Below are 18,879 nucleotides of genomic sequence, written 5' to 3' on the forward strand. Positions count from 1 at the left end.
AGCGTCCCTTTCGTAAGGGTTGTGGACAGACTCAACCACCCTACGCCAGCCCGCCGCACCCGCCGACGCCAGGCCCACCGGCCGAGGTCACGCACGGGGACGCGGCGGCGGGGGTCAGGCCGCGAAGGCCCCGATGAGCAGCCCCACGTAGGCCCCCGCGATCAGGAACGGGCCGAACGGGATCGACGTCTTGCGCCCCGCGCGCCGCGCGATCACCAGGACCATCCCGTACAGGCCGCCGAACAGGAACCCGGCGAAGGTCCCGAGGACGACCACGCTCCATCCGTACCAGCCGAGCATCGCGCCGAGACCGAGCGCGAGCTTCACGTCGCCGAAGCCCATGCCGTTCGGATTGACGAGGAACAGCACGAAGTACGCGCCGCCGAGCGCGAGCGCGCCGAGCAGCGCGGTGGCCCACTCCCCCGCGTGCTCGGGCAGCGCGGCGGCCGCCCCGAGCAGCGCGAGCGCCGCCGCCGCGAGCGGCAGGGTCAGCGCGTCCGGCAGCCGCTGCACCCGGAAGTCCACCACGGCCAGCAGCACGCCGAGCGGCGCCAGCAGCAGCCAGACGATCAGCTCCGGGCGCGTGCCGGTGGCCAGGGCGAGCCCGGCGCAGAGCAGGGCGGTGACCGGCGCGACGAGCAGGACGCTCGGGCCGTAGCGGGTGCCGCCCGGGGAACGGGCGAGCCCGAGCCAGCCGCCGGCTGCCCCGGTGATCGGCCGCCCTTCGGGACAGGTGTCCCGCCACGGCTCGCCCGGGTCGACGGCGAAGCGGTACGCGGGCCGGGGCACCAGGAGTCCCGCCGCCGCGCCCCACAGCACGGCGCCGACGACGAGCCATCGGTCGAGATCCACGCGGTCCCCCAGGAAGAGTGCGGTACGACGGTCGTGAGCGAGGGCGGTGACGGGCACCGCCCCCACGGCTGGGACGGCACCGCCCCAAGGCTGGGGCAGCCACCGCCCCGGAGCTGCCGGCCGCGGGCGGTCGGCCCGGACACGGGCGGTCCGGCGCGGCTCTGGTCCGGTGGCCGGTCCGGCGCGGGTCCGGTGACCGGTCCCTTGCGGGTCCGGTGGCCGGTCCCTTGCGGGTCGTCCAATGGCCCCGGTCCGGTGCCGGTCCGGCGGCCGAGCCGGTCCGGTCCGGCGGCCGAGCCGGACCGGTGCGCCGCCCGTCCGGTGCGCCGCCGGTCCGGTGCCCAGCCGGTGGCCGGTGCGCCGCCGGTCCGGTGCCGAGCCGGTGGCCGGTGCGCCGCCGTTCGGATGCCGAGCCGGGGGCCGGTCCGATCCGGTGCCGGTCCGATCCGGTGCCGAGCCGGTCCGGGCCCGGCGGCCGAGCCGGTGGCCGGTGCGCCGCCGGTCCGGTGCCGAGCCGGTCCGGTCCGGTCCGGCGGCCGAGCCGGTCCGATGCCGAGCCGGTGGCCGGTCCGGTGCCGAGCCGAGCCGGTCCGGTGCGCCGCCAGTCCGATGGCCGGTCCGGTGCGCCGCCGGGCCGGCGGCCGGGCCGGTGGGGTCAGCCCACTGCCGCCGTGCCGCTGCGCCACGTCGGCAGGAGTTCGTCGAGCAGCGCCTCGGTCCGGGGCGGCAGCCCCCGCGCCCCGCTGCGGGCCACCAGGTCCGCGGCGAGCCGCTTCACCCTGTCCTCGTCCCCCGTGGCGTGCGTCGCGCGCAGCAGTTCGTTCCACAGCCGCTCGTCGGCCGGCGCGGAGTTCATCGACGCGTTCAGCGCCTCGATGGCCTTCTCCGCCCGGTCCTTCTCCAGGTGGAACGAGGAGAGCGCGAGTCCGATGTCCGCGACGAGCAGCGGCAGCTGGGCGTCGACGATCTCGTGGGTGAGCCAGCCGTACCGTCCTTCGGGGCGGTCGGCGAGCAGCGGGCCGCGGACGAGGACGAGCGCGTCGGTGAGCAGCCGCCCTCGCACGACCCTGCTGTCGACTCCCTTGCCCTGCGTCGCCTCGTGGTAGAGGGAGCGCAGGACGTCGAGGTCGGAGACGACGGACTTGGCGAGCGTGAGCCGCCCGGTCGCGTCGGCGGCCAGGCGCGCGGTGCCGTCGGGGTCGGTGCCGAGCCAGCCGCGCAGCCGCTCGACGAGCGCGTCCCGCACGTCCTCGGTGACACCGCGCGGCCACAGCGCCGAGGACAGGACGCGCGGGTGCACGCCCTCGCGGTGCAGCAGGAGCAGCGCCAGCGCCTCGTGCAGCAGCGGGCTGCGCTCCCCGTCGGGCGTGTCCAGGCCGATGATCTCGTACGGGCCCACCAGCCGCGCGTACACGGCGGGCCGCCCCTGTTCGCTGATGTCGACGAGGAACGGCGGGGAGTCGGTCGGGTCGTCGGGCCCGCCCTCCGGGTCCGCCTCGACGAAGAGTTCCACGACCGCCTGCTGCTGGGCGGCCGGCAGCATCTGCGCGTCGAGTTCGAGGCCGAGCAGCGGTGCGAGCAGCTTGCCCTCGCCGGTGATCTCCATCTCCCAGGCGGCGCCCGGCAGTTCGCCGGACTCGGTGCCCACGAGGTAGCCGATGCCCAGGCGTCCGGCGTCGGCGGCCAGTTCGGCGAGCCGGAGGGCGTCCGCCGGGGACGGTTCGACGGAGAGGAGGACGAGGTGCGGGGCCCAACGGGTGTGCTGGGCGGGCCCGGTGCGGCCGGTGAGCACGGAGTCGTGCCCGGCGGCGCCGAGCGCTCCGCGCCGCTGCCGGGTCTCGGCCTCCATGGTCTCGACGAGCGCCTCGATGCCGTCGAGGTGGCGCAGCCGGTTGGGCGCGAGCGGGGTCAGGTCCTCGCCGAAGCCGACGAGGGTGATCGTCATGCGGTCCGACCAGCCGTTGGTGGCGAGTTCGGCGGCGACGGAGGCGAAGACGCCCGCGCGGTCGGCGGGGCTTCCGCCGAGGGAGACGATGCCGGGCACGGCCTCCAGGTTGAGCAGGAGGCGTGAGTCGTCCATCGTGCCGAGGCTGACCAGGCCCGGGTAGGGGGCGGCGGTGTCGGTCTCCTCGTACCGCTCGGCGTCGGCCCGGGCCAGCATCCAGAACGTCTGGTCCTGGCCGAGCTGCCACGGCGCGGGCGGCTTCCCGGCGGGCTGGGCGAGCTGGAGGTGCAGATCGCCGTTGCCGCCGAGCCAGGCCGCGTAGACGGTCGGCAGCGGCCGCGACTCGGCCGCGAGGGAGGCGGCGAGCCCGCGCAGCGACAGGTCGAGGCGGCGTACGCCCTCGGGGTCGGCGCCGACGAGCAGCGCGTCCTGGGCGTCCGCGGCCGATCCGGTCGGGACCGGCGGTTCCATGCCGCGGCGCCCGCCGACGGCGCCGAGCGCCGACTGCCACAGGGCCTGGCGGCGGCGCCGGCCGAGGGCGCCGAGGAGGCCCGCGGCGAGGAGGGGGGCGCCGACGAGGGCCTCGGGCAGTCCGAAGCCGCTCCCGTCAAAGGCGGCGGGAGCGCCCTCACCGTGGCGGCTGTCCGCGGAGGTGTCATCGGCGTGCTCGCGCTGCCCGTCGGCGTCGCCGCCGGCGCGCTGCTGGGGCACGCGGAACTGGGCGGTGTCCTGGTCGCCCCGGCCGCTCCGGCCGTTCTGCGCGCCCTGCTCGCCTTGGCCGCCCTGCTCGCCCCGGCCGCCCTGCTCCCCGCCCGCCTGGCGCTGGTCGCCCTGCGCCTGGTGGCCGGTCCTGGAGTAGTCCTGGATCTGGTGCCGGACCTGTTCCGGGACGCCGGGCTTCGCTTCGGGCATCTCGACCAGTTCGCCGCCGTGGGCGTCGCCGGGCATCTCCATGATCCAGCCGGGCCGGATCAGGCTGGCCTCGGACAGCTTGGACCCGTCGGGCTGCGTACGGTCCTTGTTGAGCTCGTAGATCTCCTTGTACCGGCGCCCGTCGCCGAGGTGGCGCTGCGCGATCTCCCAGAGGGAGTCGTGGTGGCGGCCCTCGGGGGGCTGGATCCGGTAGTACTTCGTGTCGCCGTACCGGGCGGAGGCGCCTGCGTCGGCCCGGGAGGCCGCGTGGGCCGCGGCGTCGGCGGCCTGTTCGGCGACCGCGGCGGCGGCTTCGGCGGCGGACCGCTCCTGCTGCTGCGCGAACAGCCCGCCCGGGGTCTGCTGGGCGGTGGCGACCGAGCCCTGCCGGGCGCCGTCCGGGCTCTGGCCGAGCTGGGAGAGGCCCGGGGTGAAGCTCGCGGCGGCGGCGCCGACGAGCAGGAGCGCCGCGACGAGCTGGCGGGCCAGCAACTGGCTGGCCCCGGCGCCCGGTACGCGGTTCGGCAGTCCGACGCCCGACAGAGCGGCCTTCATCTCCACGAGGACGCAGGCGGTGAACTGGGCCCAGGCGAGCCACACGATGACCGTCAGCACCCGGATGAAGGTGCCGACGGTGATCTCCTGCTGGAGCCAGTCCAGCGAGGGCGCGCCGTCCGGCAGCGGCCAGCCGACCGCGACGACGAGCGCGCCGGGTACGCCGACGAGCAGTACCAGCAGGGCCACGAGGGCCCCGAACGCCTTCACGAAGTCCCCGAACGTCCGACGACGCCGGGGCAGGGGCTGCGGCGTCCGATTCCTCGGACCCGGCGAGCCGCCCGTCGGACTGGAGTTGGTGCGTCGCGCCATGGCTGGTGTCCTGGGTTCGTTTGGGGAGGGCGTGAGTTCGGGGGTGGACCGAGCCTACTGAGAGTCTAAAGAGGGTGTCGAAGGCCCGGCAGGGGACATTGCCCCCACCCCGCCCGTTTCCTCACCAACCGTCCGGCACAACCGAGTTGCCCCTTCACCCCCGGCACCCGCCTCCCCCGTTGACCCCCACCGCTTTCACACCGCCTTCACGCACCGTGCGCGACAGGCCTGTCGGGGTGCGACGCTTCCGACCGAGCACAGCGCCCTTTGCCTGCCGTTGAATTCGGCTATACCCGAGGCGAACGGGGCTCGCATAGAGTCACAAGGTTGGCATGAACGCAGAGCGCGCGAGGATGGAACCGCGCGTCGGACCACGGGGCGTCGATGAGCGATCTGAAGGCGGACACACAGCGCATACGCGAGTGTTCTCGCGCGTTGCAGCGGATCTACCACTCCTTCACCGACCGAGCCAACCCGGCCGAGGACTTCTCGCCGGCAGAACTGGGAAACCAGCGCATCGTCGACGCGTTCGACGAATTCGCGAGCAATTGGAAGATCCACCGCAAGGACCTGGCCGAGCAGATCGAGACGCTCGGCACGATCACCTGGGAAGCGGCCAAGAGCTACGACGCCATCGACGCGGAACTCGCCGCCGCCCTGCGCCGGCAGGACGCGAAGACCAAACAGGGTCAGGGGCCCTCGTGAGCCGTCCACCGGCCCACGAGTGGTCCGTACTGGGTGAGGACGGCGATCCGATTCCGGGGGACCCGGATGCGATCGCGCTGCTCGGGCAGTCGCTCCGCGAGATGGCGAACGACATTCAGCGCGAAGCGGGCGACGTCGAGGCGCTGAGCGGTGTCGAGTCCTGGAAGTCCAAGGCGGCCGACTCCTTCCGCGACACGGCGCAGGACACGATCAAACCTCTGCGGAAGGCCTACCACCGCTACGACAAGGCCGCGAGCGCGATGGGCACGCGCGTCCGCCCCGGCAGCACGGGCGACTGGGCCTCGGCTCTCGAGCACGCCCAACAGCTGGCCGACAAGGCGTTGAAAGCGGCCAAGGACGCGGACGCCGACCACCGGTCGGCGGCCACGGGCATCGGGAACCTTCCGCCGCACACCAAGGACGACGATCCCGAACTGGTGCGGCTGAAGAAGAAACGGGACGCCGCCGCGGGTGACCTCGGTGAGGCGAAGGCCCTGCTGCGGGAGGCCAAGCGCGTTCGTGACGACGCCGCGGACCGGGCCGCCGCGATCATCCACCGCGCCATCACCCACGACGGGATGCACGATTCCCGATGGGACAAGTTCGGCAATGCCGTGGACTCCGTCGCCTCCGAGGTCGGAGAGGCGCTGACGGAGGCGGGTGAGATCCTCGTCTCGGACCTCGCTTCCATCGGCAAGGCCATGGTGGACGATCTCCCGTCGACGCTGGCCGTGCTCGGCGGGCTCGGCCTGGCGGCGCTGGGGGCCGGTGAGGAAGTCGGCGGCATCCTGCTGGACGCGACCGGGATCGGAGCGGCTCTCGGGATTCCCATCAACGTCGCGGCCGCGGCCCAGATCGCCGCCGGGCTCTCGATCGCGGGCGCCGGCGCGGCCGGCATCATGAACGACGCGATGGGGCCCGACCGGGTCGACATGACGTCCGACGGCTCAGGCGGGGGCGGGGGCGGCGACTGGGACACGGCGGCCAAGGTCGACCGGACCAAGCCGTCGGGCGAGGCGGACCCCCATGCCCAGCCTCGCGGGAATCCGGAATCCCTCAGCAAGAATGACGACGCCGAGACGATACGCGCGAAAGGCCGGGAAGTGCACTCGGCCGAAACCTTGGCCCGGCAGGGGTACGACGTCGAACAGTCTCCCGGGAAGATGCCCAACGGAACCAAACCCGACTTCCGTGTCGAAGGAAAGATATTCGACAACTACGCCCCCACCTCCGACAACCCCCGCTCCATCTGGCGGGCCGTGGAGAAGAAGGTCGACAAGGGACAGACGGAGCGCGTCGTCCTGAACCTCGGAGACAGCGGAGCCGATCTGGGTGCTCTCCGACAGCAGTTTCAGAGTTGGCCCAAGGAGGGCTTGAAGGAGGTGATGGTCATCGATCGCGAGGGCAACATAGTTCATCTCTATCCGTAGGAATCAAGGGATCTTTCCGCATGGCAATCGAATATGACCTCGACATCGCGACACAGTCACCCGCGTCCGAGGTCGCATCCTGGCTCGCCGAGATCGGCAGGGAATCCGGCGTGTTCGACGAATCGATCACGGGGGAGCAACTGACGGAGAAGGGAGTTTTCGCGTACACCCGTCGTGGGACGTGCGTCAGCGTGCTCCAGCAGCGGCCGCCCCAGCCGTGGGACCCCATCGTCACGCATCTCGGGTTCGCCCCGACGGTCGGCGTCGGGTTCCGCATGGGCAAGGAAGCAGACACTTCGGACCAGCAGAACGACATGATCCGCCTGATCGCACCCCTGCTGGATCGGATCGAGGGCGACGCCGTACTGCACTACCAGTTCGAGGTCGTCTGGCTGCTCCGCAAGAACGGCGAACTGAGCCTCAACGAGCGGGACGACCTCTGGCGAGCGGACCGGCTCGCTCTCGTGCCCCGGCCCTATCGCCGGGAGACCCACACCATGGACATGGATTGAGTTCTCCAGTGAAGTTCAGGTTTCACTCGAGCGACATGCCCGGACGCGACATCTGGCGCCCTGATGCCGAGGTCGCCCACGCGTTCAAGGGCAGTTCGGACGTCTTCTCCGGGATCTACAGGACGGACTCGGGAGTGGGGTCACTCGCGGCCGGTGAATGCGTCGTGGATTTCGAACGCTTCCGGAAGCTCTCCGAAGTGGCCATAGACCGATTCACCGCGTCGGATCAGGGAATCCTCCGTTCCCTGAGCCTCGGTTTCATCGCCACGGCCCTGGTACTCATCGACAGGGCCGGCCACCCGGCTCCCGCCATGCCCGGCCCGGCTCAGGAACTGGCCTGGGCGGCGCTCCGGGACCAGCACGCCCGGGCCATGCCCATCTGAGGGGGCGGATGCGGGCGGTGGCGGTGTCACGGCAGGACGGAGTGGTGCGCTTCCGGGGTCCCGGGTTCCGCAGCGCCTGCGTCACGTCACCGAACGTGGACCTCAAAAGTGAGGTACCGCAATCCGTTGCCGTAGCCTGACACCCGAACGAGGCACCCCGAGCGCCGAGTTGCAGTGAAGGAGCTGTTGATGCCGCTGCGGAGCCACCCCACCGCCCGACAACTGCGCGTGGGCGCGGAGCTGCGCAGGATGCGCGAGTCGGCAGGCATGACGGCGCGGGAGACAGCCGCGCTCCTCGGAGTGAGCTCGTCCCAGATGACCCATGTCGAGTCCGGACTGTCGGGTGTCAGCGAGGCACGCCTCCGCCGCCTCGCCGCCCACTACGCCTGCCTCGACGAGGCTTTGATCGACGGCCTGGCGATCCTGGCCACGGATCGCACCCGCGGCTGGTGGGAGGAGTACCGCGGAATCCTCCCCGCACCCTTCCTTGACCTCGCGGAGCTGGAGCACTACGCCACGTTCCGCCGCGACGTCGACTTCCTCCACGTACCCGGGCTTCTCCAGACCGAGGACTACGCCCGCGCACTGTTCTCGTTCACGACTCCCGAACTGCGCCCGGATCAGCTGGAGTCATGGGTGCAGCACAGGATGCGACGTCGCACGATCCTGGAAGGACCGAGGACGATTCCGTACGAAACGGTGATCCACGAGTCGGCGCTGCGGATCAGGGTCGGCGACCGAGCGGCCACCCGGGTGCAGCTGGGCAGGATCCTGGAGCTCTCCGAGGCCGACCACGTGACCGTGCGGGTCATTCCCTACGACCTCGACGGATTCGCCGGGGCCGGCAGCGCCATGGTGCATATGGGTGGCACCGTTCCCCGCCTGGACACCTTCGTGCGCGACGCTCCGTACGGCACGGCGTTCATCGATTCGGAGGCTCAACTCGACCGTCTCAGATCGCTGTTCCGTAAGGTGACGAGCGTGTCGTTCGAGCCCGAGCGGTCGCGCGACTTCATCCACCGGCTGACAAAGGAACTGTGAGGCGTGGCATGAGCACCCCCTACACCTGGCAGAAGTCCTCCTTCTCCGGCGGCGGCGAAGGAAACGCCTGCGTCGAGCTCGCCTCGACCGTCGCTGCCCTCCACCTCCGCGAATCCGACGACCCCGGTGTCGTCCTCAGCACCACCCCGGCCCCGGTCGACCACCTCCTCCGCGCCATACGCACCGGAACGGTCACCGCACCCCGGCGGCGGTAGTGCCTCTGGATTTCGCGGCTTCGTCCACAGGTCTCGTCCCGGGAGTCACCCACTGATGCGCATCGACGTCGACGATCCCGAACTGGACATGGGAATCGACCGGTCACTGACTCATCAAGGTCGGCCGTTCACCGGAGAAACCGTCGAAGCGGATCCCCGGACAGGACAGGTGGTCGCCATGACCACCTACGCCGAAGGCCTGGAGGACGGCCCCGCCCGCGAGTGGTATGCGGACGGAACGGACAGAGCGGAAGGCCAGTGCCGACGAGGAATTCCGTACGGCCGGTGGCGGGACTGGCACCACAACGGCCGACTCGCCGTCGAGAAGGAGTACGGCGCGCGCGGAACGGTTCGTTCGATCAAGAAGTGGTCGGAGAGCGGCGAACTCATCGACGACCGGAGCTTTGACGCCTGAAGCCGCGCCCAGACCATCGTCCCCTCCCATCGGACCGACCACCGCCAGGAGAGCCATGCCCGACATCAACCTTTGCCAGATCTGCGGCGAGGCGGCTCCCCCGATCGATGGGCAGTGCGGGGAGATCATCGGATACCGCCTGCTTCGGGACCAGTGGTCCGACTCCCCCTCCTTCCTCGACGGGAATCTCCACTTCTCGTGCCTCGAGCGGTCGGAGGAACGGGAGGCGTTCCACGCGGAATTCGTCCACCTCGTTCAAGCCGGGCACGAGGAGATCCCCGGTCTGGAGGAGTCCCACCCTCCGCTCACCAGGACGGGCCTGAGCATGTTTCCCGTCTTCTCGGGCGACGAGTGCGACATCTTCCAGAGCGGGAAGGCCGATCGCTGGATGCTCGTGAGGAAGACCGGTCCGTGGTTCGGCTTCGGTCTCCCCCAGCTCCAGGTCATCGGCTCGGGCGGAATTCCGGTCTCGGATTCCGAGGTGAACCGTTACCGGCTTCCCGTCGGCCTCGGGGACGAGGTCGGAACGTACGGACTTTCCGAGCTCCTGGAAGCCGTCGGGGTGGCCCACCGGTACGCGGACACGGCCGAACTGGCCCGTGTGGAATACCGTTTCGTCGACTACTACCCGCCGAAGAATCTCATCGACTACGTAGCCCTGGCACCCCTTCCCTTTCCCCTGGAAGCGCGCACGTTTCTCGCCGCCCACGCGAAGACGTACACCCCCGTCACCTTCGACGACGAGGACGAGGACGCGTGATCGAGCCCCACACGTCGGCCCGTGCCGTCGCGGGGGGCGACACCCGTACGCTTCGGATGGTGCTGACCCAGACGTACATCCCGGTCCCGGGAACCACCGACCAGGTCGTCCTCGTCTCCGGAGCCAGCCCCGTGCTGGACCTGGCCGAGGCGTTCCACGACATCTTCGACGCGGTGACCGGCACGTTCCGGTTCGCCCGACCGGGACTTCGCGACTCGACAAGGGGGAACGGACATGAGTGGTGGCGGCAAGAGCGACCTCGCGCTCCCGCTGAGCGAGTTGGAGGACTACGGCGGCCGGCTGCGGGACATCAAGACCCGGCTGAACCACACCAAGAAGCTCTTCGAGTCGTACAAGGACGACCTCGGCGACCACACGGTCTACGACGCCCTGGACGACTTCGAGTCCGGCTGGGAGGACGGCCGCGAGGACATCGGCCAGTCCCTCGACGCCCTCGCCAAGATGTCCGACGCCGTCGTCCGCGAGTTCCGCAAACTCGACGACCAGCTGGCGAAGGACGTCTCGGAGGGCGTGAAGACGGAGAAGAAGGACGGGGCGAAGTAGCCCTCGGACGGAAGATCGGCGGGGTGCGGGGATGATCCGGGTCGTGGGGTTCTTCCGTGAGCTCGAACCGGGTTGGGGGCTTGCCCCGGACGGGTTTCTGCGGGATGCCGTGAACCCGGTGGGCGAGCCGGACGAGGCCCGGATCCTCGGCTATCTCGGGCAGGGTGCCGGGATCTGGTCCGAGATGAGCGCGGGCCCCGACGTCCTGGACCCGCAGGGCCCCCTCCTGTCCGGCATCGGGTCCCTGTCCACGGACGGGACCTGGCTGTGGCGGCAGGACCTGCCGTACTACCTCCGCACGTACCACGTCTCCCTGCCACCGGACTTCCTCACCCACGTCAGGACAGTCCGGTACCAGGTCCCGGAGGTGCCCGAAGCACGGCTGCTGGAGATCCTGACGGGCGATCTCGGGGTCACGGTGGACTGAGCCCCTCCCCGGCAGAACGGGAACCTGGATCCCGTCGGTTCGAGGCAGGTGCCTCAGCCCACCTCGTTCTCCGCCACCGCTCGGCCGTGGACCGTCACGTCTCCGCCGTAGAACATGCCCGTGAAGACCGGCGAATAGGTCAGCTGGACCTCCACCTCCACCTGGTCGGCGTCGGCGGTCACGCAGTGCGTCGCGGCGATGTCAGCGCCGGACATGCCCATCTCGCGGGCGAACGCCTTCACCCGGGCGCCGCAGTTCTCGAAGTTGATGGGCGCCGGGCCGTTCTCGTTCTCGTAGAGGGATTCGAGGTCGATGTCCTCGGCGGCGTAACGGGCCGCCTGCTCGGCGATGTCGGCCGCCCGCTCCCGCTTGGAGATGGACATCCCGCCGTCGATGACGAAGGCCGAGAGGGAGAGGAAGACGAGCGCGAAGATGATGACCGCGCCGGCGCCCGAGCCCCGGTCGTCCAGCCGCTCCCGGCGCCCGGCCACCCAGCCGCGTACGGCGGCGAACGCCTTCACCCCCTCGGGCGCGAACGGCTCCATGCCCTCCCCCGCGAACGGCCGGACGCCCTCGCCCACAGAGGAACCCTGCGTCATCCCCGCCCCCGCGGCGCGTCCCCGCTTCATGCCGTCCTCCGGAACGGGTCGAGAGGTGAGCTGAAGGACGACTGGAGCGTGGTCGGCACGTCGAGGCCGATCATCGCCAGGCCCCGCACCTCGCAGCTCACCTCGACGGTGAACAGCGTGTCCGGTTCGAAGCCCGTGCTGGTCTGCGTCACGTTCACCGGCCCCGAGCAGACGTCCCCGAGGTCGGCCTCGGCAGCCTTCCTGGCCTCGGCCATCGCGGTCGCGTGGTCCTTCTGGATCGAGCCGGCCCGCGCGGCGTCCCGGGCCGCGCCGTCCAGCGCCCCGCGGCCGTTGACGAGCTGCCCGAACGCCACCAGGACGAGGATGAAGAGGATCATCACCGGCGCCAGGATGACCACCTCGATGGTGGACAGCCCCCGGTCGCGGTGGTCGTCGCCCACGCGGTCGCGCACGGCCCCGAGAAGAGCCCCCGGCCAGGCCCCCGGCCCCGGCACGGCGTCCCTCCGCCCGGACGGGCCGTCCGGGACGTCGGCGGGCAGAGCCCTCGGTCCCCTCACGGCCCCTCCTCCTTCACGAACCGCTCCACCGGGCCCGACGACCGCGCATGCACCGTCAGGTCCAGGCCCGGGAACACCGCCGGGACCCTCGCCGTGATCTCGACGCCCACGGTGTCCTGCTCCGGCTGGAGCATCCTCACGTCCGGGGACAGCACCAGCTTCGGGCCGAGCTGGCGGATGTAGCTGTCGACGACGTCCCCCGCCTCCCCGCGCCACGCGCCGGGCTGCGCGTCCGCCGTGGCGCGGGCCTTGCGGGCACCCGCCTGGGCCGCCGCCTGGGCGACATGGTCCGCGAAGAAGTACAGCGCGAACTGCACCGTCGCGAAGATCATGAAGAACAGCACCGGAGTGAGCAGCACGAACTCGATCGCGGTCATGCCGGAGTCACCGCGGGCGGAGGCCGCCTCCACCCTGCGGCGCACCCAGCGGCGTACCCCTCGGTCCTCGCTCACTCGTATCCCCGTTTGCGGACTCAGCAGGTCTTGCCGGCGTCGGCGCCCTTGATGCAGTTGCCGACCTTGTTGGCGCCGTCGCTCAGCGCCGCGTTGATGATCGCCGCGACGACGCCGACGATGGCGACGACGACGGCGGAGATGATGACCCACTCGACCGCGGACGCGCCCCGGTCGAGTTCGCCGGAGCGGGCACGCTGCACCCGTCCCTGGAGGAAGGTGATCAGGAAGTCCACCCCCGGGATCCCGGTGCTGAAGTTCCGTCCGTTCATGGTGAGTTGTCCTCTCGAAGAAGAGTGGTGGCGTTGGGGGGCGGGGATCAGACCTGGAACACGCGCATCGCCGCCGGGAAGATCAGGAACACCAGGAAGCCGGCGCACAGCAGCAGCTGGGCGACGAGCATCGACTGCGACTTCTCGCCCGCGCTGCCCTCGATCTCGGACAGTTCGCGGTGGCGCATGGTCTCGGCGCGCGAGGCGAGCGACTCGCGCACCTTGGCGCCGTCGTCCGCGACGAGCGCCAGGGAGGCGGACAGGTCCTTGAGCTCCTCGACGCCGAGTTCCTCGCCGAGCGAGCCGAGCGCCTGCCACTGGCTGGTGCCGGTGATCCGGGCGTCGGCGAGCGCGTTGCGGATGCGCCGCGTGGCCCAGCCGTCGGAGATCTCGGCGGCGGCCATCAGCGCCTCGGGCAGACCGCGCCCGCCGGCCAGGCTCATCGACACGAGGTCCAGATACGCGCCGATCACCCGCCGCAGGTCGCGGCGCCGGTCCACCGCGTCCCGCCGCACCTCCATATCGGGCAGGAAGAAGAAGACGACCGCGAACAGCAGCGCGAGCCAGACCGGGATGATCGGGCTGCGCCCGACACCGAGGGTCCAGACGACGGCGAAGAGGAACGGACCGAAGAAGACACCGGCCGCGGCCAGCAGCACCTTCGTCGCGAGGAACCTCTCCCAGCTCCGGTCCAGGACGGCCAGGTCGGCGCGCAGCGAGCGCTGTTCCCAGCCCTGCTGGAGGTAGAGCTCGGCGACGCGCGCACCGACCTGGGCGCGCAGTCCCGCGAAGGGCCCGCTGTCCCGCTGCCCCTGGTGCGCGGACTCGTACGCCGCCCCGCGGGCCCGCATCGCGTCGATCCGGGCGACCTGCGCGACCGCGCTGCGCCGGGACGGCATGAGCGCGCGGACCAGGGCGTAGACGCCGAGGCCGAGGACGGCGCCGATCAGGATCGGCATGGTCAGGTTCATCGGCGTACCGCCTCGTCCCCGGAAACCGGTGTACGGGGCCGCACGAACCGCACGGACGCCTCGTCCCGTACCAGGAAGCGTTCCGGGGTCTCGATCGTGGACAGCTTGCGCAGCCACCAGAAGCCGAGGCCGAACAGGCCGCAGACACAGGCGAGGACGAGCTGTCCGACCGCCGTGCCGTACGGCTCGACGAACTGCCGGTTGAAGATGGACAGTCCGAGGACGAAGGCGATCGACACCGCGACGACGATCTGCACCGAGCGGCGGGTCGAGGCGCGCTGGGCCATCACCCGCTGACGCATGTCGACCTCCTCGCGCGCCGACTTGGCGAGCGCGCCCAGCACCTGGCGGAGCCCCGGCCCGCGCAGCCGCGCGTTGAGGATGAGGGCGGCCACGATGATGTCCGCGGACGCGTCGTCGATCTCGTCGGCGAGCTGCTGAAGGGCGTCGGGGAGCGGCGTGCGGGAGCGCAGCCGGTCGACCAGCGCGTCCAGGTGCGGCCGCAGGACGGGCGCGGAGGCCCGCGCCGAGGCGGGGATGGCCTGCTCCAGACCGACCGCTCCGGCGATGGTGTCGCGCAGCGACTCGGTCCAGGAGGCGAGGGCCTCGACCCGGCGCATCGCGGCCTTCTCCTCGGAGGCGCCGCCGAAGAGCTTGTCCCAGAAGAAGACGAGGACACCGGCCGCGAGTCCCGCGACGGCCCAACGGGTGAGCAGGAGGACGACGAGACCGGCGATCGCGGCGATCGAGCCGCGCCGGCCGGCGAAGCGGAGCAACTCGTTGGCGCGCTCGCTCGCCTTCTGCCGCTCGTGCTCGGGCTTGGCGGGCAGTCCGCGTACGGCGATCACGAACAGCGCGAGGCCGCCGCCGACGGCGATCCCGCAGGTGAGCGCGTACAGCACGGGCAGGGAGAACAGTCCGCCCATGGTGCCGAGCGAGTCGAGGGCCGCGAGCGGGACCGTGTCCGGGGCGGCGAGCCCCGCGAGCGCGGCCGGGTCCGGCGTGCCGCCCGGCGCCACGGCCCCGGTCAGGTGCGGCGCCACGGCCGTGGTCAGGTGCGGCATCGCGGCGACCGTTGCCGCCGTCATGTCCTGGGTCATCGTCGTCACCAATTCCCGCTGCCGGGCAGCCGGTAGCCCTGCGCGACGAGTTCGTCGAGGCAGGCGATGGGCGCGTGCGGGACGATCCGGCCGTCCGGGGCCTCGGCGAACACCTCGCTGGACAGCACCCGGCCGTCGACGCCGTTGACCTCGCGCACGGAGGTCACCATGCGCTGGAGCCGGCCGCCGGACTCGTAGCCGTTGCGGCGCTGGATGAAGACCACGAAGTTCACCGCGCCCGCGATGAGCATCTGACTGGCCTCGATGGGCAGCCGCTCGCTCGCCTGGAGCGCGTACGTGGAGATGCGGTTGAAGACCTCGCTGGAGCTGTTCGCGTGGATCGTGGACAGCGAGCCGTCGTTGCCCTGGGACATCGCGTTGAGCATGGTGACGATCTCGTCGCCGAGGACCTCGCCGACGATGACGCGCGAGGGGTTCATGCGCAGCGAGCGGCGCACCAGTTCGGCCATCGTGATGGCGCCCTGGCCCTCGGAGTTGGGCAGCCGCTCCTCGAACGCCACGACGTTCGGGTGCAGTTCGGCGAAGGTGTCGAGGCCGAGCTCCAGGGCGCGCTCGACGGTGATGAGGCGCTCGTGCGGCGGGATCTCGTTGGCGAGGGCGCGCAGCAGGGTCGTCTTCCCCGCGTTCGTCGCTCCCGCGATCATGATGTTCTTGCGGGCGCGGACGGCGCAGGCGAGGAAGTGCGCGACCTCGGGGGTCAGCGTGCCGTTGCCCACGAGGTCGGACATGAAGACCTTGCCGAGCCGCGCGCGGCGGATCGAGAGCGCCGGGCGGCGGGTCACGTCCATCACGGCGGAGAGGCGGGAGCCGTCCGGCAGCCTGAGGTCGAGCTGCGGGTTCGCGGAGTCGAAGGGCCGGGACGACAGACCCGAGTACGCGCCGAGGACCTGGATCAGCTCGACGAGTTCCTCGTCGGTCTCGGCGACCGGGTCGCCCTTGGTCTCCCGGCCGTCGGCGTAGCCGATGAAGACCTCGTCGTACCCGTTGATGTCGATGTTCTCGACGTCCGGGTCGTCGAGGAGGGGCTGGAGCCGGCCGACGCCGAAGAGCGCGGCGTGGACGGCGGCCGCGTACTGCTCCTCGGTCTCCGCGTCGAGCGGGGTCCGGCCGAGGTTGATCTCGGTGCGGGCGTGGTCCTCGAGTATCTGGGCGATGACGGCACGGGCGTAGTGCCGCTCGTCCTCGCCGGACATCGGGGTGACGCCGCGGACCTGGTCCTCGCGGCGCTGCTCGGAGATGCGGTCGCCGGCGTCCTGCCGGAACCGCTTGACCAGCTGGTGGTCGACGGCGGTCATCGGCCGGCTCCGGCGGCGGGCTGTCCCTGCCCGGCGCCCGGTCCCTCGGCGGATACGGACCAGGCGGCGCCGTACTGCTGGTACAGGTCTCCGGCGACCTTTCGGGCCGAGCGGATGAGCAGCGACTTGTCGAGGCGGCCGCGCCGACGGCCGGCGAGCTGGGCGGCGCCGGCCGGGTCGTCGGCGATCGTCCCGACGACACGGGCTCCGGTCTGGGCCGCGACGAGCATGTCGTTGACCTGGTGGACCAGCTTGGCGGAGTCGCCCGGGTCGGCGACGAGGACGACACCGATGAACGGGGTCGCGAGCCCGCCGGCGCCGCGCGGGCCGCCGTGCAGCTTGGCGGACAGGGCCGCGGCGCGGTCGCGGACGCGGGCGATGGACTCGGGCTCGGTACGGGCGAGCAGGAGCACCAGGGCGGCGTGCGGGAAGAGTTCGGCGGCGGGGGTGTCCCCGCTGATCCGGCCGCAGTCGGCGATGACGTCGGCGGGCGCGTCCGGGGAGTCGGCGAGCTGGGCGAACGCCCGGCCCAGGGTGGGCCAGAGTCCGGCGAGACCGGCGGCCTGCTCGGACATCCCGAGGCCGACGAGGACCTCGAGACCACCGCTCAACGGCTGTACGTGGTCCCAGAGCTGGTCGGGTACGAGACCGCGCCGGGCGGTCGCCGCGATCGACAGCATGCCGGTGTTGGGGTTCAGCGGGCCGCCGTGGGCCGCCGCGCTGCGGTACACGAGGTCGCCGCCGGCCGGGTCGGTCTCGGCGAGCAGGACCCGGCGGGGCCAGACCGCCGCGAGCGCGACGGCGGCGGTGGTGACCCCGGGGGAACCCTTGTCTGCGGCGAGGGCGATGAGCGCCATGTCCGTCTACTCACTCGCCTCTAGTTGCCGGGAACGATGACGAGGGCGACCTGGCCGGCCGAGGCCGCGGTGGTGACGGCGGCCGCCTGACCGCTGTCCAGGATCAGCGTGACGGGCAGGTTGGTGCTGCTGATGGTGCTGTCCGAGTCGTTCTTGACCGCACTGACCTTCGCCCGTTCGACGATGAGGCCGTCGCCACCGCCCGAGGAGCCGGCGGAGCCCGTCGCGTTCGACGAACCGCGGCTGCCGCTCGATCCGGTGTCGCCGACGCGGTAGACGGCCACCGTGTCACCGGGCTTGATGTCCGCGGGGTACTGCCCCTCCTTGAGGGAGACGCCCACGGAGACCTTGCCTGCGGGAAGCTCCGCGCCACTGGCGAACATCTCACCGATGACCACGGTCCCCTTGTAGATCGGGGACTTGGCCTTGAGCTTCTTCAGCTCGCCGAGCTGTGCCCACGGGACGTAGTTGATGGACGCGTCCTCGGCGACCAGCACGGAGGTCGTGTGGTCGCCCACGGACTCGCCGGCCTGGATGTCGCTCGTCACCTTCACGACCTCGACCCGGTCACCGGCGCGCAGCACCAGCATGGTCGCGCCGAGCGCGCCGACGAGGATGAGGAGCACCGCGAGGGCGGCCAGTGCGGGTTTGCGCTCGCGAGGCGGGCTGGGCAGACGCTCGCCGACCGCCGGCTGCGCCGACCCGGCGGAACGGCCGTTGCCCGCCCCCGTACGCTCTTGGATCCTCACGCAACCGCTCCCCGTACACCCAAGAAAATGTCTGTCAATTCACGAGCCAAGTAGGACACTTCACCCCCGATCCCCTTTACGGGACGGACCGTGCGACCTGGCCGGACTTCCGGCGCCAGGGCGAGTGTCAAGCCATGGCACCGTATCAGCCGCACATAAGCCCCTCAAGGCGCTCCAAGGGCCCTGCGGCACACCCGACTCGACGTTATCGACGCGCAACGGCGGCCGTTCGGTTCCGTGTTGAGGGCGACGTCACGGACTGTCCGTCACCTGTGCGCCAGCGAATCACCACCGCGGTCCGGAACGGCCGTCACGGCCCGTGCACGAGGCCTGCACGAGGTGCTCACGCACGGGCCGGACTCAGAACCCCCACGGGCTGGGATGAGGCGTGACGCCCGGGTCCTCCGACCAGACCAGGCGGGCCTCCAGGTCGTCGCCGAGGAGCTCGGTCAGACGGGAGACGGCCCAGGCGTTCCAGTAAACGCCGCCGGGGAACTCGGGAACCCGGAACGCGGCGAGCCTCACGGGCACGGCTTCCGGCCGGAAGTGGGCCTTGGTGATCTCGCCGGTGGTCCGCTTCGGCTTGGACGACCGGCGGGTGTCCAGGCAGTCGACGACGGGCTCCACGACCTGGAGGACGTAGTCGTCGGAGCCGCCGCCGTCGCCGGGGAGGGCCGGCCCGGCCGGTTCGGTGACGACCGGCACGAAGGGACCCGAGGCCGACAGCTCGGCCTCGAGCAGGCCCGCCACGCGCCGGCTCAGGACCGGAGCACCGGGATAGCCGCTCGGGAACTCGCTCCTGCGCCAGCCGGGATTGCCGTCCCACGAACCGGTGAGCGAGGTCGGCATGTCCGCCTCGGACCCGGTGATCTGCCGGCGGATGAGTTTCCTCAGGGAACTGCCGAGGAGCAGCGTCCGGAACTCGCCCATGCGCGGCAGCAGGCGGTAGACGGCAAGGGCGTTCGAGGTGCTGTCGGTCATCTGAGG

General features: G+C 71.4%; 22 protein-coding genes. 10 read left to right on the plus strand and 12 right to left on the minus strand.

What is annotated here, in order from left to right; all coding sequences use genetic code 11:
* Positions 1–114: 114 nt before the first annotated feature.
* Entirely contained in the window at positions 115–852 is a 738-nt protein-coding gene (locus tag IO36_RS38010) for a prepilin peptidase (RefSeq protein ID WP_037627518.1), read from the minus strand.
* A gap of 655 nt (positions 853–1,507) precedes the next feature.
* Positions 1,508–4,576, minus strand: coding sequence for a bacterial transcriptional activator domain-containing protein (locus IO36_RS38015; protein ID WP_037627200.1), 3,069 nt, complete (start codon positions 4,574–4,576; stop codon positions 1,508–1,510).
* 384 nt (positions 4,577–4,960) lie between these two features.
* Between IO36_RS38015 and IO36_RS38020 the strand changes: the two genes are divergently transcribed.
* The 10 genes from IO36_RS38020 (at position 4,961) to IO36_RS48745 (ending at position 11,028) form a co-directional block, all read left to right on the plus strand.
* Positions 4,961–5,281, plus strand: coding sequence for a hypothetical protein (locus IO36_RS38020; RefSeq protein WP_037627201.1), 321 nt, complete (start codon positions 4,961–4,963; stop codon positions 5,279–5,281).
* Entirely contained in the window at positions 5,278–6,711 is a 1,434-nt protein-coding gene (locus IO36_RS43555; RefSeq protein WP_051901241.1) for a CdiA C-terminal domain-containing protein, read from the plus strand. Before IO36_RS38020 ends, IO36_RS43555 begins: the two co-directional genes overlap by 4 nt.
* A 20-nt stretch (positions 6,712–6,731) precedes the next feature.
* A complete protein-coding gene (locus IO36_RS38030; protein ID WP_037627203.1) occupies positions 6,732–7,223 on the plus strand; it encodes a SitI3 family protein in 492 nt (163 codons plus the stop codon).
* A gap of 35 nt (positions 7,224–7,258) precedes the next feature.
* Complete coding sequence (locus IO36_RS38035; RefSeq protein WP_158997732.1) at positions 7,259–7,606, plus strand: DUF6086 family protein; 348 nt, start codon at positions 7,259–7,261, stop codon at positions 7,604–7,606.
* A gap of 189 nt (positions 7,607–7,795) precedes the next feature.
* Positions 7,796–8,647, plus strand: coding sequence for a helix-turn-helix domain-containing protein (locus IO36_RS38040; protein WP_037627523.1), 852 nt, complete (start codon positions 7,796–7,798; stop codon positions 8,645–8,647).
* 8 nt (positions 8,648–8,655) lie between these two features.
* Positions 8,656–8,862: a DUF397 domain-containing protein gene (locus IO36_RS38045; RefSeq protein ID WP_037627206.1), complete on the plus strand. Its 207-nt coding sequence runs from the start codon at positions 8,656–8,658 to the stop codon at positions 8,860–8,862.
* Positions 8,863–8,917: 55 nt separating this feature from the next.
* Entirely contained in the window at positions 8,918–9,277 is a 360-nt protein-coding gene (locus IO36_RS38050) for a toxin-antitoxin system YwqK family antitoxin (RefSeq protein WP_051901242.1), read from the plus strand.
* A gap of 55 nt (positions 9,278–9,332) precedes the next feature.
* Positions 9,333–10,037 carry a hypothetical protein gene (locus tag IO36_RS38055; protein ID WP_037627208.1) on the plus strand — a complete coding sequence of 235 codons (705 nt, stop codon included), beginning with the start codon at positions 9,333–9,335 and terminating at the stop codon, positions 10,035–10,037.
* Between the two features lie 234 nt (positions 10,038–10,271).
* Entirely contained in the window at positions 10,272–10,601 is a 330-nt protein-coding gene (locus IO36_RS38060) for a hypothetical protein (protein ID WP_037627210.1), read from the plus strand.
* Positions 10,602–10,644: 43 nt separating this feature from the next.
* The gene (locus tag IO36_RS48745; protein ID WP_245173629.1) at positions 10,645–11,028 is read left to right on the plus strand and encodes a hypothetical protein; all 384 of its coding nucleotides are present in this window, start codon (positions 10,645–10,647) and stop codon (positions 11,026–11,028) included.
* Between the two features lie 53 nt (positions 11,029–11,081).
* Here IO36_RS48745 and IO36_RS38070 read toward each other — a convergent pair whose 3' ends face one another.
* From IO36_RS38070 to IO36_RS38115, 10 genes are all read right to left on the minus strand, one after another.
* Positions 11,082–11,573: a pilus assembly protein TadG-related protein gene (locus IO36_RS38070; protein ID WP_051901270.1), complete on the minus strand. Its 492-nt coding sequence runs from the start codon at positions 11,571–11,573 to the stop codon at positions 11,082–11,084.
* Between the two features lie 80 nt (positions 11,574–11,653).
* The gene (locus IO36_RS38075) at positions 11,654–12,070 is read right to left on the minus strand and encodes a TadE/TadG family type IV pilus assembly protein (protein WP_037627529.1); all 417 of its coding nucleotides are present in this window, start codon (positions 12,068–12,070) and stop codon (positions 11,654–11,656) included.
* 101 nt (positions 12,071–12,171) lie between these two features.
* Complete coding sequence (locus IO36_RS38080; RefSeq protein WP_240657695.1) at positions 12,172–12,552, minus strand: TadE family protein; 381 nt, start codon at positions 12,550–12,552, stop codon at positions 12,172–12,174.
* A 95-nt stretch (positions 12,553–12,647) separates the two neighbouring features.
* The gene (locus IO36_RS38085) at positions 12,648–12,899 is read right to left on the minus strand and encodes a hypothetical protein (RefSeq protein ID WP_037627216.1); all 252 of its coding nucleotides are present in this window, start codon (positions 12,897–12,899) and stop codon (positions 12,648–12,650) included.
* A 47-nt stretch (positions 12,900–12,946) separates the two neighbouring features.
* Entirely contained in the window at positions 12,947–13,870 is a 924-nt protein-coding gene (locus IO36_RS38090; RefSeq protein ID WP_037627220.1) for a type II secretion system F family protein, read from the minus strand.
* Positions 13,867–14,796 (minus strand): type II secretion system F family protein, encoded by a 930-nt coding sequence (locus tag IO36_RS38095; protein ID WP_037627532.1) that lies wholly within the window; start codon positions 14,794–14,796, stop codon positions 13,867–13,869. The genes IO36_RS38090 and IO36_RS38095 overlap by 4 nt, the downstream gene beginning before the upstream one ends.
* A gap of 179 nt (positions 14,797–14,975) precedes the next feature.
* A complete protein-coding gene (locus tag IO36_RS38100) occupies positions 14,976–16,286 on the minus strand; it encodes a TadA family conjugal transfer-associated ATPase (protein ID WP_037627221.1) in 1,311 nt (436 codons plus the stop codon).
* Positions 16,283–17,143 carry a hypothetical protein gene (locus tag IO36_RS38105; protein ID WP_037627222.1) on the minus strand — a complete coding sequence of 287 codons (861 nt, stop codon included), beginning with the start codon at positions 17,141–17,143 and terminating at the stop codon, positions 16,283–16,285. Before IO36_RS38105 ends, IO36_RS38100 begins: the two co-directional genes overlap by 4 nt.
* Before the next feature lie 20 nt (positions 17,144–17,163).
* Positions 17,164–17,892: a hypothetical protein gene (locus IO36_RS38110; protein ID WP_037627224.1), complete on the minus strand. Its 729-nt coding sequence runs from the start codon at positions 17,890–17,892 to the stop codon at positions 17,164–17,166.
* Between the two features lie 360 nt (positions 17,893–18,252).
* Positions 18,253–18,873 (minus strand): hypothetical protein, encoded by a 621-nt coding sequence (locus IO36_RS38115; protein WP_037627227.1) that lies wholly within the window; start codon positions 18,871–18,873, stop codon positions 18,253–18,255.
* Between the last annotated feature and the right edge of the window lie 6 nt (positions 18,874–18,879).

The sequence above is a fragment of the Streptomyces aureus genome, from assembly GCF_000725495.1.
Taxonomy (GTDB): domain Bacteria; phylum Actinomycetota; class Actinomycetes; order Streptomycetales; family Streptomycetaceae; genus Streptomyces; species Streptomyces aureus_B.